At 72.1% G+C, this 23,755-nt stretch carries 22 protein-coding genes and 1 riboswitch; of the genes, 14 read left to right on the top strand and 8 right to left on the bottom strand.

Features of this window, described 5'->3' with window-relative positions:
- Positions 1–165 precede the first annotated feature (165 nt).
- Positions 166–882 (top strand): TetR/AcrR family transcriptional regulator, encoded by a 717-nt coding sequence (locus tag BM290_RS19440; RefSeq protein WP_177319797.1) that lies wholly within the window; start codon positions 166–168, stop codon positions 880–882.
- Positions 879–1,244 carry a VOC family protein gene (locus BM290_RS19435; RefSeq protein WP_093616026.1) on the top strand — a complete coding sequence of 122 codons (366 nt, stop codon included), beginning with the start codon at positions 879–881 and terminating at the stop codon, positions 1,242–1,244. The genes BM290_RS19440 and BM290_RS19435 overlap by 4 nt, the downstream gene beginning before the upstream one ends.
- Positions 1,245–1,448: 204 nt before the next feature.
- Here BM290_RS19435 and BM290_RS19430 read toward each other — a convergent pair whose 3' ends face one another.
- From BM290_RS19430 to BM290_RS19410, 5 genes are all read right to left on the bottom strand, one after another.
- On the bottom strand, positions 1,449–1,919 hold the full coding sequence (locus BM290_RS19430) for a hypothetical protein (RefSeq protein ID WP_143133835.1): 471 nt from the start codon (positions 1,917–1,919) through the stop codon (positions 1,449–1,451).
- A 483-nt stretch (positions 1,920–2,402) separates the two neighbouring features.
- A complete protein-coding gene (locus BM290_RS19425) occupies positions 2,403–2,867 on the bottom strand; it encodes a TetR/AcrR family transcriptional regulator (RefSeq protein ID WP_239143595.1) in 465 nt (154 codons plus the stop codon).
- A gap of 99 nt (positions 2,868–2,966) precedes the next feature.
- Entirely contained in the window at positions 2,967–7,262 is a 4,296-nt protein-coding gene (locus BM290_RS19420) for a thiol reductant ABC exporter subunit CydD/CydC (RefSeq protein ID WP_425319638.1), read from the bottom strand.
- Positions 7,259–8,236 carry a cytochrome d ubiquinol oxidase subunit II gene (gene cydB, locus BM290_RS19415; RefSeq protein WP_093616018.1) on the bottom strand — a complete coding sequence of 326 codons (978 nt, stop codon included), beginning with the start codon at positions 8,234–8,236 and terminating at the stop codon, positions 7,259–7,261. Before cydB ends, BM290_RS19420 begins: the two co-directional genes overlap by 4 nt.
- An 11-nt stretch (positions 8,237–8,247) precedes the next feature.
- Positions 8,248–9,669: a cytochrome ubiquinol oxidase subunit I gene (locus BM290_RS19410; protein ID WP_093616016.1), complete on the bottom strand. Its 1,422-nt coding sequence runs from the start codon at positions 9,667–9,669 to the stop codon at positions 8,248–8,250.
- A gap of 73 nt (positions 9,670–9,742) precedes the next feature.
- Between BM290_RS19410 and BM290_RS19405 the strand changes: the two genes are divergently transcribed.
- The 3 genes from BM290_RS19405 (at position 9,743) to BM290_RS19395 (ending at position 12,277) form a co-directional block, all read left to right on the top strand.
- Positions 9,743–10,096 (top strand): BlaI/MecI/CopY family transcriptional regulator, encoded by a 354-nt coding sequence (locus BM290_RS19405; RefSeq protein WP_093616014.1) that lies wholly within the window; start codon positions 9,743–9,745, stop codon positions 10,094–10,096.
- Positions 10,093–11,001 carry a M56 family metallopeptidase gene (locus tag BM290_RS19400; RefSeq protein ID WP_093616012.1) on the top strand — a complete coding sequence of 303 codons (909 nt, stop codon included), beginning with the start codon at positions 10,093–10,095 and terminating at the stop codon, positions 10,999–11,001. Before BM290_RS19405 ends, BM290_RS19400 begins: the two co-directional genes overlap by 4 nt.
- 123 nt (positions 11,002–11,124) lie before the next feature.
- Positions 11,125–11,271, top strand: a riboswitch (cyclic di-AMP (ydaO/yuaA leader).
- Between the two features lie 16 nt (positions 11,272–11,287).
- The gene (locus tag BM290_RS19395) at positions 11,288–12,277 is read left to right on the top strand and encodes a C40 family peptidase (RefSeq protein ID WP_239143593.1); all 990 of its coding nucleotides are present in this window, start codon (positions 11,288–11,290) and stop codon (positions 12,275–12,277) included.
- A gap of 71 nt (positions 12,278–12,348) precedes the next feature.
- Here the strand turns inward: BM290_RS19395 and BM290_RS19390 are convergent, their stop codons facing one another.
- Complete coding sequence (locus BM290_RS19390) at positions 12,349–13,023, bottom strand: DivIVA domain-containing protein (protein WP_093616010.1); 675 nt, start codon at positions 13,021–13,023, stop codon at positions 12,349–12,351.
- Positions 13,024–13,274: 251 nt separating this feature from the next.
- Here BM290_RS19390 and BM290_RS19385 point away from each other — a divergent pair, with 251 nt between their 5' ends.
- The 4 genes from BM290_RS19385 (at position 13,275) to BM290_RS19370 (ending at position 17,119) form a co-directional block, all read left to right on the top strand.
- Positions 13,275–14,564 carry an AAA family ATPase gene (locus tag BM290_RS19385; RefSeq protein WP_093616008.1) on the top strand — a complete coding sequence of 430 codons (1,290 nt, stop codon included), beginning with the start codon at positions 13,275–13,277 and terminating at the stop codon, positions 14,562–14,564.
- Positions 14,565–14,616: 52 nt separating this feature from the next.
- Entirely contained in the window at positions 14,617–15,621 is a 1,005-nt protein-coding gene (locus tag BM290_RS19380) for a tetratricopeptide repeat protein (RefSeq protein WP_093616006.1), read from the top strand.
- A gap of 89 nt (positions 15,622–15,710) precedes the next feature.
- Positions 15,711–16,463 (top strand): phosphatase PAP2 family protein, encoded by a 753-nt coding sequence (locus tag BM290_RS19375; protein WP_093616004.1) that lies wholly within the window; start codon positions 15,711–15,713, stop codon positions 16,461–16,463.
- Entirely contained in the window at positions 16,463–17,119 is a 657-nt protein-coding gene (locus tag BM290_RS19370; protein ID WP_239143594.1) for an HAD family hydrolase, read from the top strand. The genes BM290_RS19375 and BM290_RS19370 overlap by 1 nt, the downstream gene beginning before the upstream one ends.
- A 3-nt stretch (positions 17,120–17,122) precedes the next feature.
- Here the strand turns inward: BM290_RS19370 and BM290_RS19365 are convergent, their stop codons facing one another.
- A complete protein-coding gene (locus BM290_RS19365) occupies positions 17,123–17,515 on the bottom strand; it encodes an SCO5389 family protein (protein WP_093616000.1) in 393 nt (130 codons plus the stop codon).
- Positions 17,516–17,611: 96 nt separating this feature from the next.
- On the opposite strand from BM290_RS19365, the gene BM290_RS19360 reads away from it, so the two are divergent.
- A complete protein-coding gene (locus tag BM290_RS19360) occupies positions 17,612–18,223 on the top strand; it encodes a tyrosine-protein phosphatase (protein ID WP_093616661.1) in 612 nt (203 codons plus the stop codon).
- Positions 18,224–18,281: 58 nt separating this feature from the next.
- Here BM290_RS19360 and BM290_RS19355 read toward each other — a convergent pair whose 3' ends face one another.
- Positions 18,282–19,472 (bottom strand): LolA family protein, encoded by a 1,191-nt coding sequence (locus tag BM290_RS19355; protein WP_093616659.1) that lies wholly within the window; start codon positions 19,470–19,472, stop codon positions 18,282–18,284.
- A 119-nt stretch (positions 19,473–19,591) separates the two neighbouring features.
- Between BM290_RS19355 and BM290_RS19350 the strand changes: the two genes are divergently transcribed.
- The 4 genes from BM290_RS19350 to BM290_RS19335 all read left to right on the top strand — a co-directional run bounded on the left by BM290_RS19350 (position 19,592) and on the right by BM290_RS19335 (position 23,614).
- Entirely contained in the window at positions 19,592–20,617 is a 1,026-nt protein-coding gene (locus BM290_RS19350; RefSeq protein WP_143133834.1) for a dioxygenase family protein, read from the top strand.
- A 54-nt stretch (positions 20,618–20,671) separates the two neighbouring features.
- Positions 20,672–21,352, top strand: a complete 681-nt coding sequence (locus BM290_RS19345) for a response regulator transcription factor (protein WP_093615998.1) — start codon at positions 20,672–20,674, stop codon at positions 21,350–21,352.
- Positions 21,352–22,695, top strand: a complete 1,344-nt coding sequence (locus BM290_RS19340; protein WP_093615996.1) for a sensor histidine kinase — start codon at positions 21,352–21,354, stop codon at positions 22,693–22,695. Before BM290_RS19345 ends, BM290_RS19340 begins: the two co-directional genes overlap by 1 nt.
- 214 nt (positions 22,696–22,909) lie before the next feature.
- Positions 22,910–23,614, top strand: a complete 705-nt coding sequence (locus BM290_RS19335; RefSeq protein ID WP_239143591.1) for a Pr6Pr family membrane protein — start codon at positions 22,910–22,912, stop codon at positions 23,612–23,614.
- Positions 23,615–23,755: the final 141 nt, after the last annotated feature.

The raw sequence follows: 23,755 nt of genomic DNA, 5'->3' as shown, positions 1-23,755 counted from the left end.
CCGCTGCGCCACGCGATTCTCGTGTCGGCCCCTCCCCGTCACCGCATCGTCGCCGTCGGCCGGTCCGCCGCGTCACGCGATTCGCGCGTCGGCTTCTCCCGGAGCCGCCGGGCCGTTCAGGCTGGACGCTTGACGGAGTGAGTACTCACTCCGTAGCTTGGGGGCATGACGGAGACATCGAACCGGCGGAGAGCGCCGGGAATGAGCCCCGAAGCCCGGCGGGAGATGATCGTGGCCGCGGCCCTGCCGTTGCTGGTCGAGCACGGCGCCGCCGTCGGTACCCTGCAGATCGCCAAGGCCGCCGGCATCGGCGAGGCCACCATCTTCCGGGTCTTCGCCGACAAGGAGGAGTTGCTGGAGGCCTGCGTGGCGGCGGCCCTCCGCAACGATCACGTGCTGACCGAGCTCGACGCCGTGCCGCTGGACCAGCCGCTGGCCGCCCGCCTGACCGAGGCAGCCGCCAGCCTGCACGCCTACCTGCACCGGATGGGCGCGGTGATCGCCGCGGTCCACTCCGCCGGCCGCCGGGGGGCCGCCCCGCCCCGCCGCCCCGGCGGCGCTGCGGCTGCGGCTACGGACGGCCTCGGTGCTGTTGGCTCCGGCGCTGCGGGTCCGGGAGCCGGTGCCTCCGGACATGGCGCCGCGGTGTCCGGCCGTGGCGGGTCGGTCGGCCGGGAAGAGGCCGCGGAGCGCACCCTTCAAGCGGTGGTCCGCCTCCTGGAGCCCGACCGTGCCGCCCTGCGCCTGCCGATCGAGCAACTCGCCGCGGTCTTTCTCGGCATGCTGTTCAGCGGCCGAGGCGCGCCCATCGTGGACACCCCGATCGAGACGCTCGTCGACATCTTCCTGCACGGCGTCGTGACTCCCGGAGCCGCATCATGACGATCACGCTGAACCACACCATCGTCCCCGCCGTCGACAACGAGACAGCCGCCCGCTTCTTCGCCGAGGTCATGGGCGTGACCTACGCCGGGCCCGAACGCCATTTCGCCCCCGTCCCGGTCAACGAGGAGCTGACGCTCGACTTCATGACCGTTGCCCAGCCGTCCCCCGTTCATCTGGCCTTCGACGTGGACCCGCAAACCTTCGACGGCATCCTGTCCCGCTTGCAGTCCAGCGGCATCCCGTATGGCAGCGAGCCCCACGCCCCCGACAACGGCCGCATCGACCACCCGCTGTGCCCCCGAGGCCTGTACTTCCGAGACGAGTCCGGCAACCTCTACGAGGTGATGTCCCCGGCCTGACCAGCCATCCGTCCCGTCCGGCGGGCGTTCTCGGCTCCGCCCCTTGAGGCCACCTCGGCCACGGCCCGTTTCCGTCGTTATCCCAGTGCGGCTTCCGCTCCGGGCCGCTCGCCGTCCTGGCCCGGTGGTCCTTCGCCGACATTCGATGCGGGTCGCGCTCTCCGGCGGGTCTGCTCCGTGCGAACAGCGTCCGTCCGGTTGCCGTCACTGCCCGCCGTGGAGGGCCTCTCCCGACGCGGGCACCCTGGCTTGAGGGCTTTCTCCCGGCGCGGGCACCCTGGCTTCAGGGTCTTCTACCGATGTGGGCACCCCGGCTTCCGCGAACTGCGCGGCCAGCAACCGCAACTCCATCTCGGTGCCCGTCAGCCCTGCGCCCTGCAGAAGCTCGACAACACCCGAGATCTCGGACAACGGCGTACCCCGCCGTTCCCGGACGACTTTCATCACCGCGATCCGGCTGGCGGCACCGATCCGCAACCGGTAGGTGCCACACTGTTCCAGCAACGCCGCCCGCCACTCGCTCGGCGTCTCGTCACGACCGCACGCTTGGATACTCGCAGCAGGGCAGACGTGCAAAGCCGACCAGTGCAACCGCCCGTCGACAATCATCTCCTCGAATGTCGCCCCGCCCGCGCAATCGTCACAGTCGAAGGGCACCACAGCGGAGGACACCATCCGAAAACCCTAACCCCGTGAAGGAGCGGCCGCTGGCCAGGAGTGGCTGCCGGCCAGGAGTGGCTGCCGGCCACGGGTATCGGCTGGTCACGAACGGCTGTCGGTCCGAACGGCTGTCGGTCCGATCGGCTGTTGGCCACGGGTATCCGCTGGCCCGAACGGCCGTCGGCCTCGGGCACCCGGCCGGTCACGAACGGTCGCCCGCGCCGAACGGTCGCCCGCGCCGAACGGTCGCCCGCCTCGAACGGTTGCTGGCCAACGGCTGTCGGCCACGGATGGTCGTCTGTGGCAACGGTCGTCTATGGGGACGGCTGCCGGGCGAAGTGGCCGGCGCGGCAGAACTGCATGAACGGCATCTGAGTGGTGGCATGGTGCTGTGCCGGAGTAGGTGGTGCGGTCGGGGGCCGGGATTCGCGGTGACGGGCCGCTTCGGCCCGGCGGCCGCGTTTCGGCCGGGACGGAACGCCTGCCTCGCGTGGTGGCTCACGGTGCTCCTGGTGGCCGTACCATCTCGGTTATCCAATGGACCGCGACCGGCGCATCGGTGGGCGTTCCGGAATGCAGGCCGTTGACGACGAGCCAGATGCGGTCGGCGAGTAGTTCGTCGCCGCCCGCGCCGATGACGAGGCGATCCATCTGGGCGCGGCTGTCGGCGAGATAGGATTGGGCGATACGGGCGGGTTCGTCGGTTTCGCCGGGGAACTCGGTCAGGTAGTTTCGGAACGCGCACCCGCGATATCCGGGCCGGCGGACGGTGTCGGCGATCTCGGTGACCAGGGCGAGCAGGCGATCGGTGGGATCCGTCGGCCAGCGCAGCACCTCGGCGACGGTGCGTTCGCGTTCACGGCGGGTGAGCGTGAGATATGCCGCCGCCAGGTCCGCTTTGCTGGGAAAATGCTTGTACAGCAGGTTTTTCCCGCAGCCGGCCGCCTCGACGACCTGGGCCATGCCGACCGCGCGGACGCCGAACTCGTAGAAGAGTCCGGCGGCCGCCGTCAGGATGGTGTCCCGGGTGCCGGGTGCCGCCGTCCGCGCCATGATCCCACTTTAAAGGACCGATCGTTCCAATCCGACATTCTTCTCTTTGAGGCCGTTCGGGGTGAGCTCCAGGAGGCGGTCGACCATGTCGAGACCGTCGGTCCGGTGCGCGAACACCAGCACGGTCCGCCCCGAAGCCGCATCCAGCAGATCCGTCATCAACTCCCGCGCCCCCGCCTCGTCGATGCCTTCGGTCGGCTCGTCCAGAATCAGCAACGCGGGATCCGCGAGCAGCGCCCGCGCGGTCGCCAGCCGCCGCCGCTGCCCACCCGAGATCGTGCCACCGCCGGCCCCCAGCCACGCATCGAGATCCATCCAACCCAAACCGACCCGGCCCAGCACGGCCCGCAACTGCGAATCGGTCGCCGCAGGCGAGGCAAGACGCAGGTTTTCTCGTACGGTCGACGCGAACACGTGTCCGGTCTCCTCCCCGACGAGCACCGCGGTACCGCTGACCTCGACGTTCCCGGCCCAGGGCGACAGCAGCCCGGCAAGCACAGCCGCAAGCGTCGACTTGCCACATCCCGACCGGCCCATGATCGCCGTCCGCGAGCCGGCAGGCAGCACCAGCCGAACCCCGTCCAGAACAGCCCCGTCCGCCCGCCTCCATCCCGCAACAACCCCGTCAACCCGAACCGCCCCGCGAGCCCTCACCCCGCGCTCAAGCGCAGACGCCCCCAAGAAGACCGACTCCTCAACATTGATGCCCCTGTCGACGTGCTCGTCAACGTTGATCGCCGCGTTGACGTGCTCGTCAACGTTGATCGCCGCGTTGACGTGCTCGTCAACGTTGATCGCCGCGTTGACGTGCTCGTCAACGTTGACCGCCGCGTCGACGGGCTCGTCACTGTTGATCAACACGTTGACCCGCTTGTCAACGTTGACCGTCGTGTTGACGGGGTTTTCTGTGTTGACATGAGGATCGTCGATGTCGCCGTGCATGTCGGTCGTCAGTTCGGCCACTCGGTGCTCGGCGGCGGCGGCACGTCGTCTGGCTACGGCTGCCTCAGGCAAGGGCACCATCGTCTCGCCGAGCACGACGACGCCGAGCAGCATCACCGCGCTCCATTCGGCACTCAGTCCGCCGCGTGCGAGGACCACCGCGACGCCTGCGGCCGCCATGCCCCACCCGATGTGGGCGATGGCCGCGGCCAGTCCAGCTTCTCGGGCCGTTCGTGCCTCCAGGGCGGCAAGATCGCGGCTCAGGGTGCGGGGCACGTCCGTACGGCCACCGCCCGCGGCCAGATCCTCGACCCCGTCGACGGTTTCGACCACGGCGTCCCGCAACGCGGACCGGGCCGCGCCGGTGGCCCCCTCCTGCCGGTCCACCTGACGGGCCGCGAACGCCGGAGCGACCACTCCGGCGACCAGCAGACCCACCGCCACGGGAACCGCGGTCTGCGCCGCCACACCGGCGGTCACCGCCACGGCGAGGCCTCCGGTGACCGCGGCGGCGATCACCGGGAGCCGTCCTCGCAACAGGCCGTCGGTGGTCGCGTCCACATCGTCGACGAGCCGGGTGAGCAGATCCCCGCGCCGGTGCAACCGTGGACCGGGAACATGCGGGATCAGGTCCGCATACACCGACGCCCGCCGCCTGCCGAGCCGCGCGAACGCGACTTCGTGGGAGACGAGCCGTTCCAGGTAGCGCAACAGCGGCCGGGCGACAGCACTGCCCCGGACCAGCACCACCGCCGCGGACAGACTGAGCACCGGCGGTAGCGATGATGCCCTGACCAGCAGCCACGCCGCGGCTCCGGTCAGCACTATCCCGGCAGCCGCCGACCCGGCCCCCAGCACAGCCGCCACCCACAGCCGCCCCCACCAGCGACCGTCCGTCGCCCGCCCACCCGCGGCCCCCGCGTGCGACCGCCCCGTGCCTTCCTCGTCGTTCGTGGCCGGAGCATGTGGGTGTCGGGATCGTCTCGTGCCGCCGGTGACCGCGGCGTCGGGCAGCGAAGGGGATCCCGTGTCGCGGATGTCCGCCGGTGCTGCCGCGGCGCCGGTGATCCGTTCGCGCGGTCCCGCATGGTCGGGCACAGCCGCTGCCACGGTGTCATCGGGGTTGTCGGTGTCTTTCGGCGGGGATGCGGTCCATGTGGGAAGTTCGAGAGGGCCGGCGAGCGTAGCCGTCACGGTGGCCCGGGGGAGCGCGGCGTCCGACGGCGAATGGACGTCCACCACGCGGTCGGCGGCGGCCAGCAGGGCCGGGCGGTGGGCTACGACCAGGACGGCACAACCCTTGGCGGCCAGCTCGTGCAGGCGGGCGATGATCAGGTGCTCGGCGGTGCTGTCGAGGTGGGCCGTCGGCTCGTCGAGCAGCAATGTGACGACCGAGGGCGCGTCGCGGTGGTCGGTGACGGCACGGGCGGTACGGTGCAGCAGCGCCGCGAGGGCGAGACGTTGGCGCTGGCCTGCGGAGATGCCTGCGGCCAGTTCGCCCAGGGGCGTCTGCTCGGTCACTTCGCCACTCAGGCCCGCCACGTGGAGCGCGTCGCGGATCTCCTGTGTTGTGGCGTCCGGCGGGAAGGCTTCGGCCACGGTACGGGCGTGCGGGAGAGCCGGCCGTTGCGGCAGGTAGAAGGTTCTGCCGACGGCCATCGCCCCCGATTCGGCGGGGTGCAGTCCGGCGAGCACACGCAACGCCGTGGTCTTGCCGGCGCCTGACCTGCCCCGCAACGCGACGAATTCACCGGCGCGAACCCTCAGCTCCGGCAGATCGAGCGCGTCGTCGAATGCTCCCGGATACCGGGCTCGGAGTCCGGAGGCCCGCACTCCCCACCGGCCCGAGGCCGCACGGCCGAACAGCGGCGGCTCCACAGTGATCCGACGGGCGTCTCCCGCTGGAGCGGTGACATGCCCGAACGGCGGCGACAGCAGAGCGGCCTCACCCGGCGGGACGAGACCGAGGACGCCGCCGTCGGTGGCCGGCCCGTGCGGACGGCGCGTGTGTGAGGAATGGCGCAGCGGCGCGGGGTCCCTGTCCGGATCGGGCGTGCGCAAAGCGATGCGCGACGGTAAAGGTCCGACGGTGGCCGGCGTCGGCGAAGGACTGCGCGGCGGTACGGGGTCGAGGCCCGGCGTGCGCGAAGGGCTGCACGGCGGTACGGGGTCGGGAGAGGCCGGCGCGCTCGACGGTACGAGCTCACTGGTGGCCGACGAAGCGTGCGGCTGGGGCGAGCCGGTGGTCGCCGGGGCGCCGGACGGCGCGGGGGAGCCGGTGGACAGGATCTCGTCCACGTCGGCTATCACGGCGCCCGCGTCGGTGGAGGCGTGGTATCGGGCGGCCATCTCGCGGAGCGGGCGGTACGCCTCGGGGGCGAGGAGGATCACCAGGAGGGCGGGGCCGAGTTCCATGGATCCGGCCGCTACCCGCAGGCCGGCCTGGACGGCGATCAGGCCGACCGCCAGGGTGCCGACCAGGTCCAGCGCGGTCGACGACAGGAACGCGACCCGCAACACCCGCATGGTGGCCGCTCGATGACGGTCGGTCAGGTCGGTTATCACGTCGATCTGGCGGTCGGCTCGGCCGTACATCCTGAGGGTGGGAAGGCCTCGTACGACGTCGAGGAAGTGGCCCGCCAACCGGGAGTCCGCTGCCCAGCGCCGTTCGGCGCGGGCCTTGGTCGCCCAGCCGATCAGTGCGCCGAGCAGCGGTAGCAGGGGGATCGTCAGGACGGCGACGACAGCGGAGGCCGGGTCCACCACCGCCATGATCACGACGACGAGGGGTGGCAGGAGTACGCCCAGGACGAGTGACGGAAGGTAACCCGAGAACCAAGGCCGCAACGCGTCCAGGCCGGCGCCGAGCACTGCGGTCAAACGGCCCGAGCCGTAGGCGGCCACCCACGCCGGGCCTCGGCGCACCACCCGGTTCAGCAGGGATTGCCGGAGTTCGTCGGTGACGCGGGTGGCGGTTCGCTGAGCGGTGACCTGTTCGGCCCAGGTCAGTGCGCCGCGTACGGCGAACGCGCCCGCAAGCAGCACGATCGCCGTGCCGATCGTGGCCGGGAGGAGGCCGTCCAGCGGTCCCGCGAGGACGCCGGGGGTGCCCGCGGTCATCGCCGTGACGATGCCGCAGAGCGCTACCGCGATGGTGATCGTCGTCAGCGCCTGACCGAATCCGATCAGGGTCAGCAGGGCGATGCCGCCACGGCTGGCTCGCGCGTGCCGCAGCAGCCGCGGATCGATCGGCCCCCGAGCGCTCCGCGGTCGGCCCCCACCGCCCGGCGACACAGGACCGGCGGCAGAAGGGGCGCCGGCGGAGGCGGACGGTGCGTCGCCCGGCCGCGGGACGGCTGTCACGAGGCGACCCGCTCGCTGGCGACGCGACGCCGGAACACCCAGTACGACCAGGCCTGATAGACGAGCACCCCGGGCAGGATCAGCACACCGGCGACGGTGAGCAGCCGCAGCGCCTCCGGACCGGCGGCGGCGCTCTCCCTGGTCAGGGACCACGCCGGGTCGAGGGTGCTGCGCAACACCACGTCACCGTGTGCGGTGAAGACGGCCACGACCGCCGCGCCCGCCGTGAAGGCGACGGCGAAGAACGACAACCCCTCCCGGGTACGCCGCGCGAGCAGCCCGGCGGCGAAGACGACGGCGGCGGCGGCCAGGGTGAGGCGGCTGCCCGTACCGATGCCGATGAGCAGAAGGGTGACGGCTCCGGCCGTGCCGGTGTGGCGGGCGACGTCGCGTGCCCGCCGCCGGACCGGCCCGGTGGTGCGCAGCGCGAGGAACGTGGCGCCGAGCAGGACCGCGGCGAGGAGGGCGGCGAGCGCGCCGAGTCCGGCGGCGGGACTGAGCAGCGGGCCGAGGCTGCGGCCGAGCCCGGCGCCGGTGACCTCACCGTCGGCGCGGAGGGCGAGTCCGTCGACGAGGATGCCGAGGACGGCGCCCCAGAGCAGCACGACCCCGCCGGACGAGACGGTCAGGAGCAGGTCGGCGCGCCGCCGCCAGGCCGGGGAGTCGTGTTTGCCGCGGAACTCCAGGGCCACCCCGCGGACGGCGAGGAGCAGCAGGATCGCGACCATCGGCAGGTAGAGGGCGGACATCAGGGCGGCGTACCAGTCGGGGAACGCGGCGAACGTGACGCCGACGGCGGCGACCAGCCACACCTCGTTGCCGTCCCAGAACGGGCCGATGGTGCGCAGGGCGGCGCCGCGTTCGTGTTCGTCGCGGCCGAGGAAGGTGAGCATGCCGACGCCGAAGTCGAAGCCCTCGAGGACGAAGTAGAGGACCCAGGCGAGGACCAGCACCGCGAACCAGAACGTGATCATGAAGGTCGCTCCTAGTAGGCGGGAACCGGCTCGGGCTCGTCGGCGGCTTCGGGGGCCGGAACGAGCGGCTTGCGCGAGAGGTGGACGACGAGCCGGCACCAGGCGACCGCCAGCAGCCCGTAGACCAGCGTGAACCCGGCCAGCGACGCGATCACCTCGACGCCGGTGAGTCCGGGGGAGATGCCGTCGGCGACCTTGGAGATGCCGAACGCGAGCCACGGCTGCCGGGCGGTCTCGGTGAACACCCAGCCGAACGTGTTGGCGGCGGCCGGCAGCAGCGGCGCGACCAGCACGAACCGGCGCAGCCAGCCGGGCGTTCCCCGCCCGGGCTGCAGAAACTCCGGCAGCAGCGGCACGCGGCGGGTCTTCCCGGAGAAAGACCAGGAGGACCAGAGGTGGTACGCGGCAAGCGCCATCCCGAGCACGCCGGCCCCGATCATGAACCGGAACGTCCAGAAGGCCACCGGGATCATCGGCACGTAGCTGCCCGGCCCGTATTGGGCGACATAAGCCGCCTGCAGATCGTCGATGCCCTGCACGGTCCCGCCGAACGACCCGGTGCCGAGGAAGGACAGCAGCCCGGGGATCTCGATGCTGAAGAACGGCCGGTCGTGCCCGAGCTCCCCGATCGCGAAGACCGAGAACGGCGCCGACGTGGTCGTCTCGTAGAGGGCCTCGGCGGCGGCCATCTTCATCGGCTGCACGGCCGTCATCACCTTGCCGAGGTGGTCGCCGCTGATCGCGGTGACGGCCCCGCCGAGCAGCATCATCCAGGCGCCGGCCCGGGACAGGGTACGGAAGGCGGCGTCGGCGGAGACCCGCCAGATCCCGATCGCCATCAGCAGCCCGCCACCGGCCATCGCGGCCCCGCCCATGGTGTGCGGGAACGCGGCGAGCACCACCTCGTTGGTGAGCAGCTCGGTGAAACTGGTCAGGTGCGCCCGCCCGGTGGCCGGGTCGAGGGCGTAGGCGACCGGGTTCTGCATGAACGAGTTGGCGGCCAGGATGATGTACGCCGACAGCAGCGTCCCGGCCGCGACGACCACGATCGTGGCGGTGTGCAGCAGGCGGGGCAGCCGGTCCCACCCGAAATACCACAGCGCCAGGAACGTGGCCTCGAGGAAGAACGCGAGCATCCCCTCGATGGCGAGCGTCGGCCCGAAGACGTCGCCGTAGAACCGGGCGAACGCGCTCCACCCGAGCCCGAACTGGAACTCCTGGACCAGTCCGGTGACCACGCCGACGGCGAACGTGACGATCAGCAGCTTGCCGGTGAACTTCGTGAGGTGCAGGTACTTCTCCCGCGACGTGCGGATCCAGGCGATCTGGAACCCGGCGGCCGCCGAGGCGAGCGAGATCGACACCGGCACGAAGAGGTAGTGGTAGATCGTCACGACCGCGAATTGCAGCCGGGTCAGGTCGAGCACGTCCATGGCAGCCCCTCTACGACGATTCGTAGTAGATACTACGACGCGTAGTACGACACGGTGAAGTAGAGTGGGTCACATGGCGAGGAACGACCTCGAGCGTGAGGTCATGACGAAGTTGTGGGACGCGGGCGAGCCGCTCACCGTCCGGCAGGTGCACGACCTGCTGAGCCGGGAGCGCGATCTGGCGTATACGACGGTGATGACGGTTCTCGACCGGCTCGCCAAGAAGGGTCTCGTCACCCAGCAGCGCGCCGACCGCGCCTACCGGTATGCGCCGGCGCAGACCCGCGAGGAGATGACCGCAGGCGTCATGCTCGACGCGCTCAGCGCCACCCCCGACATGGACGCGGCGCTCGCCTACTTCGTCGGGCAGCTGCCGCCCGAAGCGCTGCGCGCCGCGATCGAGAAGGCCCGTAACATCGAGCGGTGACCGCCCTCCTGCTCGGCGCCCTCGGGCTGACGCTCTCGCTGCTGGCGCCGAGACTCCTGGCGGGCGCCCGGTGGACCGATCGCGCCCCGGTCGCCGGCGTCCTGCTCTGGCAGTCGCAGACGCTCACCGCCGTGCTCTGCGCTCTCGGTGTGGTCCTCGCCGCCCCCGAGGAGGTCGCGCGGGCCGCCGGAGCCCGCCACCCCGAGACCGTGGCGGCGCTGCTCCTCTCCCTCGCGGTGGCCGCGACCATCGTGATCCGGCTGATCGTGTCGCTGATCCGGGTGAGTTCCCGTGCCCGCGCCCGCCGCGCCCGGCACCGGATGCTCGTCGACCTGCTCGACCGGGTGGAGCGCCACGAGGGCCTGGGCGGCGAGGAGGTCCGGGTGCTCGACGGGGCGCTGCCGCTGGCCTACTGCGTGCCCGGGCGCGAGCCGCGGGTGGTGCTCAGCGACGGGGTGCTGCGGACGCTGGACCGGGAGCAGGTCGACGCGGTCCTCGCCCATGAGCGCGCCCACCTGCGGCACCGGCACGAGCTGGTGATGGAGTCGTTCACCGCGTTCTACCGGGCGGTGCCGGGCCCGCTGCGGTCGAAGGCGCCGCTGGACGCCGTACATCTGCTGCTGGAGATGGTGGCCGACGACGCTGCCCGCCGCCGGACCGGGCCGGCCCCGTTGCGTGCCGCGCTGGCGCGGCTGATCGACGCCGTCCCTCTGGCGGAGGAGGTGACCGCCGATCCGGAGGGTGAATCCCGGCGCCGCCGGCTGGCCCGTCTGGACGGTCCCGGCGGAGCCTCCGCGGCCCTCACCGCGGCCGGGGTGGCCGGGGCCGCCGGCCTGCTGGTACTACCCACCGTGATCGTCGTCGTGCCCTGGCTGGCGCGGGCCCTGAACAGCTGGCCGTTGTAGACACTCAGTGTATCGGTGACGCTGCGTACAGTTCGGCGGGCTGTGCGACCTTCATTTGCCGTCTTGATCCGAGTACGGTGGTCCCCGGTCCGCCCAGCCCCCCATCGGCCACCCGGCCGATCTGGCGGACCACCGCCTAATCGCGCGTGACCGCAAGGCCGGGCGCGAGCCGGGGAACCGAGCACCTGGGGTGAAGCCGCGGCGACGCGGCCGGGCAGACTTCCCGCCCGAACCCGTCAGCTAACCCGGTCGGCGGCTGAACGGGAAGAAAGGACAACGCACCAGCGTGAAACGGATTGGCGCGCGTCGCGCCGGCCTCATGCGCATCGTGCTCTGCGCGGTGGCCGCGGCCGGGATCCTGGTCACGGGTCCGACCGTCGCTCATGCCGAGCCCACTCCCGGGCAGATCGAGGATCAGATCGACGAGGAGTGGAACCAGCTCGAGCCGGTCGTCGAGGACTACAACGGCACCCACACCAAGCTGGTCAAGCTGCGCAAGCAGCAGACGGAGCTGGCGAAGACGCTGGCCCCGCTGCAGAAGCAGGTGGACGCCGCGATGGTGGAGGTGCGGGGTCTGGCCGTCGACGCGTACATGCAGGGCTCGCCGAACCTCGTCAACGCGATGGTCCTGACCGGTTCGCCGACGGGCATGGTGGACAAGCTCACGCTTCTCGACCAGCTCGCCTTCAACCGGAAGGCGTCGATCGCGGAGGTCGCCCGGCTCCGCGACAAGTATGCCGCCGACAAGGCCAAGGTCGACCAGCTCGAGTCCGAGATCGAGATCCGCGACAAGGATCTCGGGACGAAGAAGGTCGCCATCGAGAAGGAGATCACGAAGCTCCAGAAGCTTCGGGTCGCCGCCTACGGCAAGGCGAACGCCGACGACGGCCCGTTGCGTCTCGGCCCGTGCCCGGTGGATTACACGAACGACAAGGGCGGCCGTGCCGCACAGAAGGCGTGTGATCTGATCGGCAAGCCGTACGTGTTCGGGTCGGCGGGCCCGAACAGCTACGACTGCTCGGGTCTGACCCAGGAGGCGTGGGCCGCGGTCGGCGTGCATCTCGAGCACTACACGAAGGATCAGTGGGGCTCCACCAGGGCGGTGAGCCGGAGTGATCTGAAGCCGGGTGACCTGGTCTTCTACTACTCCGACGTGCACCATGTCTCGATCTACATCGGTGGCGGCATGGTGGTCCACGCACCACAGACGGGCGATCACGTGCGCATGGCCACGATCGACCGGGGTCCTATCGCCGGCTACCGCCGGCCTGCGTGACACCAGCGGGCAAGGCCGCCGTCTCCTGGACGGCGGCCTTTTCCCTCGGTACGGCAGTTGCCCGGCGCTGATCAGGCCGGTGGCAGGGCGGGCGTGCCACCCTCCAGGTCCTGCAGCTGGCGGACGACGTGGTCGCCCAGCGCGGACCGGTAGTCCTGGGCCAGCTCGTCGAGCCGCTCGATCTCGGCGACCATCGCGGCCCGGTCGCGGGCCACCTCGTCCAGCGCCTCGGCATGCTGCCGGCGCGCGTCGGCCTCGATCGTGTCGGCCGTCCGGATCGCGTCGCCGGTCAGCTGGTCGGCCTGGGCCCGCGCGCTGACCAGCAGATCGTCCGACTCGCGCTGGGCGTCGCGGACGTGCTCGTCGGCGGTGCGGTGGGCCATCCGCAGCACCCGGTCGTCGACGGCGCCGCCGGGCCGTGGCTGCGCCGCCGCCCTGGCCTCGTCGTGCGCCCGCTCCAGCTGGACCTGCATCTCCCGGGCCTCGTGCTCGGCCCGGGCCAGCCCTTCGCGCATGAACTGCAGATGGGCGGCCAGCTCGGCCACCTCGGCGGTCATGTCGTCGGCCGCACCGCTGGAGACCTCACGCAACCGGGCGGTCAGCGCCCCGTTCTCGTCGAGCAGGCGCAGCATCTCCTGGCTCGCTTCCTCGAGAAGAGCATTGACCTCCTCCTCGTCGTAGCCGCGCTTGCCGATCGGCGGCTTCCTGAAATCCACGTTATGAATGTCTGCGGGAGTGATCGGCATCCTTACCTCGCTTCCCGGCGTCCCTGACGACCAGCACAACGCCCGGGGTACCTGTTTCGGCACGGCGGCACAGAGGTCCGGCGTGGACGGGCGCTGGCGAATCGTATCCGCCGGGCGCCACTTCGGCAGGCGGAAGCGCACCCCGGTCACCCCTTCGCGCGCCCATAAGAGCAGGTCGGCGGCGAGTGTGGGGAATCCTCACGAGGTGGCCCCGGCCGGGTGACGCGATCGTGCGGGCATAATCGCTTGTCATGAGCGATGCCTTGATCAACAGCCTGGCGGCCGCCGTCGAGGCGCGACCCGACGACCTGCCGCTGCGGCTGCACCTGGCCGAGCTGCTGGTCACGGCCGGCCGCGGCCCGGAGGCGATCGGGCACGTCGCTCAGATCCTGGCCCGCGAGCCCGGCAACGCGGCGGCGCAGCAGCTCATGACCCGTGCTCTGGGTGGTGGGACGGTTGCCGGGAGTGCTCCGGGCGTACCCCCGAAGGGGTCTCCGGAGGAACAGGCCGCGGAGAGCGCGGCAGCCACGCCGGCCGCCGGGGAGGCCGCGGACCGGAGCGGGATCGACTGGGCGGCCATGGAGGAGCAGTTCGGCGACGTGGTGCCGCCGCGGTTCGCGCGGGCCGACGGCGAGCCGGACCCGGTGCGCGGGCATGCCGACCGGGCGTTCGACGTCGAGCGGTCCACCGTCACCCTCGCCGACGTCGGCGGCATGACGGACGTGAAGAAGCGGCTGGAGGTGTCGTTCCTCGGCCCGCTGCGCAACCCGAAGCTGCGCAGCCTGTTCGGCAAGAGCCTGCGCGGCGGCCTGCTGCTCTACGGCCCGCCCGGGTGCGGCAAGACGTTCCTGGCCCGCGCGGTCGCCGGGGAGATGGGCGCCGCGTTCATCAGCCTGAGCATCACCGACGTGCTGAACATGTGGATCGGCAGCTCCGAGCGCAACCTGCACGACCTGTTCGAGTCGGCCCGCGGGCACGCGCCGTGCGTGCTGTTCCTGGACGAGATCGACGCGCTCGGCCACAAGCGCAGTCAACTGCAGTCATCCATGCGTACTGTAGTGAATCAATTGTTGACTGAACTTGACGGTGTTGACGGCGGTAATGACGGCGTCTTCGTGCTCGCCGCGACCAACGCGCCGTGGGATGTCGACGCGGCGCTGCGCCGCCCGGGCCGGCTGGACCGGACCGTGCTCGTGCTGCCGCCGGACGCCCCGGCCCGCGCCGCGATCCTCGAATACCACCTGCGGGACCGCCCGGTCGCCGGCATCGACCTGGGCGCGGTCGCCGCCGCCACCGAGCACTACTCCGGCGCCGACCTGGCCCACCTGTGCGAGACCGCCGCCGAGTACGCGATGCGCGACTCGATCGACACCGGCGAGATCCGCATGATCGGCCAGGCCGACATGCTGGCCGCGGCCCGCGAGGTGCGCCCGTCCACCGACGCCTGGTTCGCCACCGCGCGCAACGTCGCGATGTTCGCCAACGAGAGCGGCGCCTACGACGACCTGGCCGCCTACCTCAAGAAGCGCAAGATCCGATGAGGCGCGAGGCGCGGCCTCATCCGGCGCAACATCCGATGAGTCGCGAGGCCGGATGAGCGCCGCCGCCCGCGCCCGGGCGCTGGCCGGTGTCGGCCGTCTGGAACAGGCCGAGACGGCGGTCCGCGAGGGCCTGGCCGAGACCCCCGCCGACGCCGAGCTGCTCGGTCTGCTGGCCGGCCTGCGGCGGTTGCAGGGCCACTACGCGGACGCCCTGGAGTTCGCCGACGCCGCCGTGGCCGCCGCCCCCGGCCAGTCGGTGGTTCACATCGAGCGCGCCGAGTGCCTGCTGCTGCTGGGCCGCTCCGGTGACGCTCGGGAGGCGGCCGGGGAGGCGGTGCGGCTGGCGCCGGGCCGCCCGGAGCCGCATCGCGCGCTGGCCCGCTGCCTGGTGCTGCGCCGGGAGTTCGACGGGGCCCGGGACGCGGCCACCCGCGCGGTGACGCTCGCGCCGCATTCGGTGCCGGATCTGATGACGCTGGCCGAGGTGGAACGCAACGCCGGCCGTCGCGACGCGGCCCGTGCGGCGGCCGCGCGGGCGCTGGCCGAGGACCCGGAGGATGCCGAGGGCCGCTGGATGATCGCGGTGCTGGACGCGGAGAAGCTGCGGGTCCGGGAGGCGATGCGCGGCTTGCGGCAGCTGGCCGCCGACCACCCCGACCGGTACGGCGCGCCGGCCCTGAGCTGGCCGGTCCGAGGGCTGCTGGCCGGGCTGCGCCGGGGCCTGTCGGCCGGTGTCCCGGTGGTGGTGGCGCTGACCCTGGGCGGCCGCTGGTGGGCGCCGGCGCTGCTGCTGGCGCGCGGTGCGGCGGTGGTGATGGCGCTGGTCACGGTGGGTCTGGCGATCCGGGTGCTGACGCCGGCGGGACGTCTGCCGTGGCTGTGCCTGAGCCTGCTGCCGGCGCGCACGCGGCGCGCGATCGGCGCCGGGCTGGTCGCGGCGAGCGGTGCGGTCCATCTTCTTCTGTGGTACGCCGTGAGCCCGCACTGGCTGACCCTGGCGCTGGTGGCCACCGCCGTGGCCGTGCTGCTGACCGCGGGCGCCGTCGAACGAACGTGAACGGCGGGTTGCCTCACAGCTTCTCCGGTGAATCTTGCACAAACTGCAAGATCGGCGGATGCTATGCCCCTTGATCGACAGGGGGCGGTATGGCGAGCGACACCCGACGATTGCCGGCGCTGCGGGAGCTGGCCCTGGTCGCCGGCCTCTTCCTGGTCTACAAGGTGGCCCGGGTCGCCGCCGACGGCCACGTGGACGAGGCGTTCGGCAACGCGCGGGCGCTCTGGGACGCCGAACGATGGCTGCGGCTCCCCGGCGAACCGGCCGTCCAGCAGGCGGTGCTCGGCTGGGACACGCTGGTCGAGGCGGCGAACAGCTACTACGCGTACGTCCATTTCCCCGCCACGGCGGCCTGCCTGATCTGGCTCTACCGGTGGCGGCCCGCCCACTACCGGTGGACGCGCAACGTCATCGTGCTGCTCACGGGCGGGGCTCTGGGCGTACATTTCCTGATGCCCCTCGCGCCCCCGCGGATGCTGACCGAGGCCGGCATGCTCGACCTGGGCCGCCTCTACGGCCCGGCCGTCTACGGCCCGCCGGAGACCGACCGGCTCGCCAACCAGTATGCGGCGATGCCGTCCCTGCACGTCGGCTGGGCGCTGCTGGTCGCGATCGCCCTGATCGCCGCCACCACCGGCCGCTACCGTGCACTGTGGCTGCTCCACCCGCTGATCACGCTGCTGGTAGTGGTCGCCACCGGCAACCACTACTGGCTCGACGCGCTCGCCGCGTCGGTGCTGCTCGCCGCCGCCCACGCGCTGCTGCGCCACCAGCGGCCGGTCCCGGTGGCCGTCCCGCGGCCCCGCGCCGGGACAGCGCCGGGTAGGCTCGCCGAACGATGATGCGCGCGGTGATCTTCGATCTGGACGACACGCTCGTCGACCAGGTGACAGCGTCCGGCGCGGCGGTGGCCGCCTGGGCCGCGACGGTCGGCGTCACCGGGCCGGACGTGCGGGCGCGCTGGGCCGCGGTGTCCGAGCGGCACTACGCGCGCTATCAGAGCCGGGAGATCACCTTCGCCGGCCAGCGGCGCGAGCGGGTCCGCGAGTTCCTGGCCGCCGACCTGACCGATGCCGAGGCCGACGCGCTGTTCGCCGGCTATCTGGAGCGCTACGAGGCCGGCTGGACGATCTTCGACGACGCGATCCCGGCGCTGCGCCGGGTGCGGGCGGCCGGCCTGACCGCGGCGGTGCTGACCAACGGCGACGAGGGCCAGCAGCGCCGCAAGCTCGACCGGCTGGGCCTGTCGTCCGAGATCGACGTGCTGGTCGCCTCGTCGTCGCTCCCGGCCGGCAAACCGGATCCGCGGGCGTTCCGGCACGTCGTCGACCTGCTCGGGCTTTCGCCCGCGGCGGCCCTGATGGTCGGCGACTCGCTGGAGAAGGACGTGCGCGGCGCGCTCGCGGCCGGCTTGCCCGCGGTCCTGCTCGACCGGTCCGGCGCACACCCCGGCGTGGAGGTGCGCCGGATCGGCAGCCTGGCCGAGCTGACGTTCTGACCGTCAGCAGTTGCGCAGCTCCGGCGACTGGTTGAGCAGCTGGCCGCGCGGCGACACGAACCGCTGCCAGCGCTCGCCGCCGACCGCGGTGTGCTCGAAGGCGGCCACCCGGTGGCAGTTCTGGAACGCGAGCCGGGCACCGAAGTGCCGCTCCAGCCCGCCGCGGATGGCGTCGCTGGCCAGTGCCCGCAACAGTTGCCCGCGCTCGCTCTCCGACGGCGGCGGGATCTCGTGGTCGGCGAAGTCGCCGCCGGAGACGCGCAGGTCGGCCATCACCGAGCTGACGACCTCCCAGGCGTAGGGCAGCGACTCCCGGACACAGTCGACGAACTCGGCGTCGCTCACCTCACCGCGTTCCGCGGTCTCGAGCAGGGCGGGGGAGACGTTCAGCGACATGGGGCACTTCCTTTCAGCGGTACGACAGGAACGCCCCGATCTTCGTTGAAAACGATTCCCAACTTCAATAGGACACGCCGGGCTAGGTTGGGAACCGTGCGACTCGACTGGCCCGACTGCGTGAACGCCCGCGATCTCGGCGGCCTCCCGATCCGTGACGGCGGCCGCCTCCGCGAGGACGCCCTGATCCGCGCCGACAGCCACGCCCTGCTGACCCCGGCCGCTGTCGCCCGGCTCCGCGCACGGCCCCCGGCCCTGATCCTCGACCTGCGCTGGCCGCGCGAGTGCGAGGCATCCCCGAGCCCGTTCGCCGCCGACCCGTACTACCGCAACGTGCCGCTGCTGTCCGACCCGCTCGGCTACGAGGTGCTCGACCACACCTACGCCCCGATGCTCGACCACAACGGCGTCCGCGTGGCCCGGGCCGTCCGCGAGATCGCCGCCGCCCCGCCGGGCGCCGTTATCATCCACTGTCACGGCGGCCGGGACCGGACCGGCCTGCTCGCCGCCGTCCTGCTCGGCCTGGCCGGCGCCGCCCCGGACGACATCGCCGCCGACTACGCCGCCACCCCGGGCGCCGACGCCGCCGCGATGAGCCACACCCTCGCCCACGCCGAGACCCGCTACGGCGGCCTCGAGGCGTACCTGCGGGAGAACGGCGTCACCACCGCCGAGATCGAGGCCGTCCGCGAGCGCCTGATCGGCTGAGAAAAGCGAACTGCCGCGCCGGGGCAGCCGGCGCGGCAGTTCGAGCGGGGGTTGTCGCTTACTTCGCGGCGGCCGCCTTGTAGAGGGCCTCCGGGGTGACGGCGCCGGCGAGGATCCGGCCGTCGTCGGTGAGCAGCACCGTGAACAGCGAGCCCGACAGCAGCTTGCCGCTGCCCCAGGCGCCGCTCACCGGCTGCAGCGTGCCGAGGACACCCTCGGCCAGCTTGGACGCGTCGGCGCCCTCCGCACCCTGCTTGCCGGCCTCGTCGGTGAGCTTGGTGAGCTCGTCGAGGTTCGGGCCCTTGGCCACGGCGACGGACGTCCAGCCCTCGCCGACGACCTTGAAGTCGCCCTTGTCGGCGCTGGCCTCACGGGCGGCCTTGTGCGCTTCCTCGGCGGCCTTGTGCGCCTCCTCGCCGCCGCCCTTCACCGCGTCCTCCGGCACGGACTGCTCGGTGACCTTGGCGCCCGGCGGCGGGTTGAACGCGAACTGCTGGTCGTCCGGCACCGTGAAGGTGATCTGCTCGAACGCCACCCGGATCGCCGGCTTGGTGGTGTTCTTCGCGTAGACGTCGACGCGCAGCGGGATGTGCTCCTTCGCGTCGATCGCCAGGCGCACCTGGCCGACCAGCGACTCGGTGTCCCGCGGGCTGATCACCAGCTCGTACGCGTCCCGCCCGGCCACCTCGGCCGCGCCGGTCGTCTCCACCTTGGTGGTGCCGTCGATCGCCGCCAGCGCCGCGTCCGCCGCCTGCTGCGGGGTCAGCGCGGAAGCGCTCGCCTCCGGCGCCGCCTCCTTGCCCGTCATGCCCGCCGGCACCTTCAGGTGCGTGCCGGTGTTCTCCTTGCTCTCCCAGATCCACACGTCGGAGCCGTTGCGGATCACGTCGGTCTCACTGTTCGTGCCGAGCAGCGAGAACCGCATCTTCTCCTCACCCGCATACCACAGGCGAGCGGTGTTGCTGCCGGCGATCAGGCTGGTCAGGTTGCCGCTGCCGCCGGTCGCGTTCCCGAGCAGCCCCGCGATGCCCGGCAGACCCAGATCGGCGCTCTGCACCACGGTGCCGGAGAAGCCCGACGGGTCGGCGCTCTGCAGATCGACGAGCAACTGTGCGGCGCTGCGGTCCGGCAGTGCCGGGTCCGCGTTCGCCACGATGGTTCCGGCCGCCGCGCCACCCCCGATGACAAGTACCGCCGCAGCCGACGGGACCAACCAGCGCAGTGCCGGCCTGGACCTCAATGCAGACACGATGTCCACCTCCCGAATCTCTGCGACCCACTGTGCGCCGGAGCCGCTGTGATCCGGCTGAGAAGGTCCCCTAGGGGATGAGTGCCGGATAGCTTTATGTCAGTAAAAGGGGGATTTGTATGGACAGCTATCAGGGGCGACCGCTGCCCCGTCCCGGCGCGGACGTCGTCGACCAGGGCCTGGCCTTCGACCTGGCGACCCTGCGCCGCCGGCAGGCCCTGCGGGTGCTCGGCCTCGGCGCGATCGCCCTCGGCCTGGGCGGATGCGGCACGCAGGAGCAGGCCGCGACGGAGACCGCGGCGCTCGGCGAGATACCGGACGAGACGGCCGGCCCCTACCCCGGCGACGGCTCGAACGGGCCGGACGTGCTCACCGAGAGCGGGGTGGTCCGCAGCGACATCACCAGCAGCTTCGGCGCCGCCACCGGCAAGGCGCCCGGCGTGCCGATGACCCTCACCCTCAGCCTCCGGGACCTGGCCAACGCGGGCGCCGCCTACACCGGGGTGGCCGTCTACGTGTGGCACTGCGACCGGGCCGGCGCCTACTCGCTCTACTCCGCCGGCATCACCGGGGAGAACTACCTGCGCGGCGTGCAGATCGCCGACGACGCCGGCGAGGTGACGTTCACCAGCATCTTCCCGGCCTGCTACAGCGGGCGGTGGCCGCACGTGCACTTCGAGGTCTACCCCGACCAGGCGAGCATCACCGACGCGACGAAGGCGATCGCCACCTCCCAGGTGGCGCTGCCGAAGGAGATCTGCGACGAGGTCTACCAGCAGACCGGGTACGAGGCGTCGGTCACCAACCTGGCGCAGGTCTCCCTCGACGGCGACAACGTGTTCGGCGAGGACTCCGGCGCCCTGCAGCTCGCCACCGTCACCGGAACCCCGATGAGCGGGCTGGTGGTGACCCTGGAGGTGGGCGTGGACACCACGACCACCCCGACCGGCGGGCAGCTCCGCGGCGACGGGGCGCCGTCCGGGGCGCCCGGCCCGCCGCCGTCGGGTGGACCCGGTGGACCCGGTGGCTCGCCGCCGTCGGTTGGACCCGGTGGACCCGGTGGCTCGCCGCCGTCGGGTGGACCCGGTGGGCCCGGTGGCCCGCCGCCGTCGGGTGGACCCGGTCGGCCGCCGCCGAGCCGCTGAGAGATCCCTGAGAGCTGTTCCGGGGAACGGGCGCCCGCATGGCAGGGTGTTGCTGTGCGGGTGCTGGTGGTGGAGGACGAGGCGCGGCTCGCCGCTGCGTTGCGACGGGGCCTGCAGGCCGAGGGTTTCGCGGTCGACATCGCGGCCGACGGGCAGGACGGTCTGGAGATGGCCCGCCACGGTGGGTACGACGCGATGATCCTCGACGTGATGCTGCCGCGGCTGTCCGGATACCGGGTGGTGCGGCAGCTGCGCGCCGAGCGGCACTGGCTGCCGGTGCTGATGCTCAGCGCCAAGGACGGTGAGTACGACCAGGCCGACGGCCTCGACTGTGGCGCCGACGACTACCTGACGAAGCCTTTCTCGTACGTCGTGCTCCTCGCCCGGCTCCGTGCCCTGCTGCGCCGCGGCGCCCAGGCCCGCCCGGTGGTCCTCGCGTTCGGCGACGTCGAGCTCGATCCGGCGGAACGCCGGGTCCTGGTCGGCGGCGCCGAGGTCACCCTGACCACCCGGGAGTTCGCGCTGCTGGAGTATCTGATGCGCCGCCCCGGCCAGGTCGTCTCCAAGACCGAGCTGCTCGACCACGTGTGGGACGCCGCCCTCGACACCGCGCCGAACGCCGTCGAAGTCTACGTCGGCTACCTCCGTCGCAAGATCGGCCGTGATCGCCTGGAGACGGTTCGCGGCGCCGGCTACCGGCTGGCCGTCGTCGAGCCGGGCACCCCGGTCGGCTGATGCGCCGGATCAGGGAGCTGAGCCTGCGGGCCCGCCTGCTGCTCGTCTCGGCGGCCGGCCTCACCCTCGGCCTCGCCGCCGGCGGCGTCCTGCTCACCGTCGTCCTCGGCTATGCGCAGATCCGTTCGGTGCAGAGCGAGGCGATGACCACCGCCCGCGGCGTCGCCGACCTGGTCGAGCAGAATTCGCTGCCCGACCCGATCGTGGTCGCCCCCGGCGTGCAGGTGCAGGTCATCGACGAAGCCGGCAAGATCATCGCGGTGTCGGCGACCGCCGACCGGATGACGCCGCTGCTCTACCGGCGCGAGCTGGACGGCCTCAAGGACGGCGAGAGCCGGACCATCGACGGCGAGCGCATCGGCTACCGCGGCGAGGCGCGCGTCGTGCAGGTCACCGCCGGCCCGCCGACCGCCCCGCTGCGCATCCTGGTGGCCCGCTCCACCGTGCAGATCACCCAGAGCGTCCACATTCTGCGGATCACCCTGCTCATCCTCTACCCGCTGCTGGTGGCGCTGCTCGCGGCCGGGCTGTGGCGGGCGCTCGGCGCCACCCTGCGGCCGGTCGACGCGCTCCGGGCGGGCGCCGAGGAGATCACCGGCGGGACCAGGGCCGGGCGATTGCCCGTACCCGACTCGAAGGACGAGGTCCACCGCCTCGCGGTGACCCTGAACGACATGCTGCACCGGCTGGATGCCGCCCGCGCGCGTCAGCGCGCCTTCGTCGCCGACGCCGCCCACGAGCTGCGCAGCCCGCTCACCAACATGCGCACCGAGCTGGAGGTCGCGCAGCGCCTGCCGGACGACACCGACTGGCCGGAACTCGCCGACGACCTGCTCGCCGACGTCCAGCGCCTGTCCCGCCTGGTCGACGACCTGCTGCTGCTGGCCCGCTCGGACGACGGCGTGCCCAGCGCCCGGCTGGAGCAGATCGACCTCGCCCAGTTCGTCGGGGAGGCCGCGCAACGCTACCCGGACGTCTCCTTCGACGACCCGGGCCAGCCGTTGCCGCTGCTCGCCGAGCCGGACGCGCTGGCCCGGGTGGTGACCAACCTGATCGACAACGCGGTCCGGCACAAGCGGTCCACGGTGACGGTGTCGGCCACCGCCGAAGCCTCCCACCTGCTGATCGTCATCACCGACGACGGCCCCGGCATCCCCGAACCGGACCGGCAGCGCGTCTTCCAGCGTTTCACCCGCCTCGACGACGCCCGGGCCCGTGACGCGGGCGGTTCCGGCCTCGGCCTGGCCATCGTCCAGGAGCTGGTGCGCCGCCACCGCGGTTCGGTCACCCTGGGCGACGCTCACCCGGGGCTCAGAGTGGAGGTACGGCTACCCCGCTCGTGATCGAGCGGAGCCCGCGTCGCCGTCCCGCTCATCACGCCGGTTCCCTCGTGGTCCTCCTCCTACGGAGCCCGCGCTGGTCACGCCGGGTCTCCCGTGGTCCTCCTCCTATGGAGCCCGCGCTGGTCACGCCGGGACTCCCGTAGTCCTCCTCCTGCGGAGCCCGCGCTCGTCACGCCGGGTTCGCCGCGTCCTTCTCCTGGTACCGTTCCGCCCCGTGAAGATCGACAGAGCCGGGGCGTCCCGGGTGTGGCACGGCGTCCTCGCCCTGATCGTGTCCGCGTCCCTGATCACCCAGATCACACTGACCGCGACCCGCGACGGCGAGCCCGCGCTCACCCGCTTCGAGCGGCTGTTCAGCTACTTCACCATTCAGAGCAACCTGCTGCTGCTGGCCGCGGTCGCCGCCCTGACCCTCAACCCGCACCGAGACGGCCGACTGTGGCGCGTCATCCGCCTGGACGCCCTGCTCGGCATCGTCATCACCGGCATCGTCTACAGCACGATCCTGGCCGGCCAGAGCGACCCGCACGGCGCCGCGTGGTGGTCCGACCTGGGCTTCCACTACGTGGCCCCGTGGACCGCCCTGGCCGGCTGGCTCCTGTTCGGCCCCCACCCGCGCATCGACGCCCGCACCCTGGCATGGGCGTCGGCGTGGCCCCTGCTGTGGATCACGTGGACCCTGGCACACGGCGCCGCCACCGACTGGTACCCGTACCCCTTCACCGACGTCTCCCGCTGGGGCTATCCGGCGGTGCTGATCAACCTGGGCGCGGTGGTGCTGATCGCGGTGGTGCTGGGCGCCGTCCTGCGCCTGCTCGACACGCGTCTGCCCGGCGGATCGCCGGTCCCCGAGGCGACGGCTCCCGTTGCTCCCGGGCCTGGTTCCGGCAGGGAATCCGTACCTCGCGACGACAGTTGACGGCTCCGGCGCTGGGCTTTGCGCGTACTTGCAGGATCCGGGTCTTGTTCGCGGGACGGAACCGGCCCTGGTCGTCCTCGGTGGCCCCGAGAGCGGCTGCGTTGCTGTCGGTCGCCGGCCGATCTTCGACCCGAGGCTGCG

It is taken from the genome of Actinoplanes philippinensis (assembly GCF_900113015.1).
Classification (GTDB): domain Bacteria; phylum Actinomycetota; class Actinomycetes; order Mycobacteriales; family Micromonosporaceae; genus Actinoplanes; species Actinoplanes philippinensis.
Note: the sequence above shows the minus strand (reverse complement) of the source record. Positions and strands in the feature narration are given on the sequence as shown.

Excerpts from the sequence above, each read along its gene's own strand:
- BM290_RS19390 (WP_093616010.1), bottom strand. The coding sequence starts at position 13,023 with ATGCCGATCACTCCCGCAGACATTCATAACGTGGATTTCAGGAAGCCG.
- BM290_RS19365 (WP_093616000.1), bottom strand. The coding sequence starts at position 17,515 with ATGTCGCTGAACGTCTCCCCCGCCCTGCTCGAGACCGCGGAACGCGGT.
- BM290_RS19380 (WP_093616006.1), top strand. The coding sequence starts at position 14,617 with ATGAGCGCCGCCGCCCGCGCCCGGGCGCTGGCCGGTGTCGGCCGTCTG.
- BM290_RS19375 (WP_093616004.1), top strand. The coding sequence starts at position 15,711 with ATGGCGAGCGACACCCGACGATTGCCGGCGCTGCGGGAGCTGGCCCTG.
- BM290_RS19410 (WP_093616016.1), bottom strand. The coding sequence starts at position 9,669 with ATGGACGTGCTCGACCTGACCCGGCTGCAATTCGCGGTCGTGACGATC.
- BM290_RS19370 (WP_239143594.1), top strand. The coding sequence starts at position 16,463 with ATGCGCGCGGTGATCTTCGATCTGGACGACACGCTCGTCGACCAGGTG.
- BM290_RS19440 (WP_177319797.1), top strand. The coding sequence starts at position 166 with ATGACGGAGACATCGAACCGGCGGAGAGCGCCGGGAATGAGCCCCGAA.
- BM290_RS19385 (WP_093616008.1), top strand. The coding sequence starts at position 13,275 with ATGAGCGATGCCTTGATCAACAGCCTGGCGGCCGCCGTCGAGGCGCGA.
- BM290_RS19425 (WP_239143595.1), bottom strand. The coding sequence starts at position 2,867 with ATGGCCCAGGTCGTCGAGGCGGCCGGCTGCGGGAAAAACCTGCTGTAC.
- BM290_RS19435 (WP_093616026.1), top strand. The coding sequence starts at position 879 with ATGACGATCACGCTGAACCACACCATCGTCCCCGCCGTCGACAACGAG.
- BM290_RS19350 (WP_143133834.1), top strand. The coding sequence starts at position 19,592 with ATGGACAGCTATCAGGGGCGACCGCTGCCCCGTCCCGGCGCGGACGTC.
- BM290_RS19405 (WP_093616014.1), top strand. The coding sequence starts at position 9,743 with ATGGCGAGGAACGACCTCGAGCGTGAGGTCATGACGAAGTTGTGGGAC.
- cydB (WP_093616018.1), bottom strand. The coding sequence starts at position 8,236 with ATGATCACGTTCTGGTTCGCGGTGCTGGTCCTCGCCTGGGTCCTCTAC.
- BM290_RS19430 (WP_143133835.1), bottom strand. The coding sequence starts at position 1,919 with ATGGTGTCCTCCGCTGTGGTGCCCTTCGACTGTGACGATTGCGCGGGC.
- BM290_RS19340 (WP_093615996.1), top strand. The coding sequence starts at position 21,352 with ATGCGCCGGATCAGGGAGCTGAGCCTGCGGGCCCGCCTGCTGCTCGTC.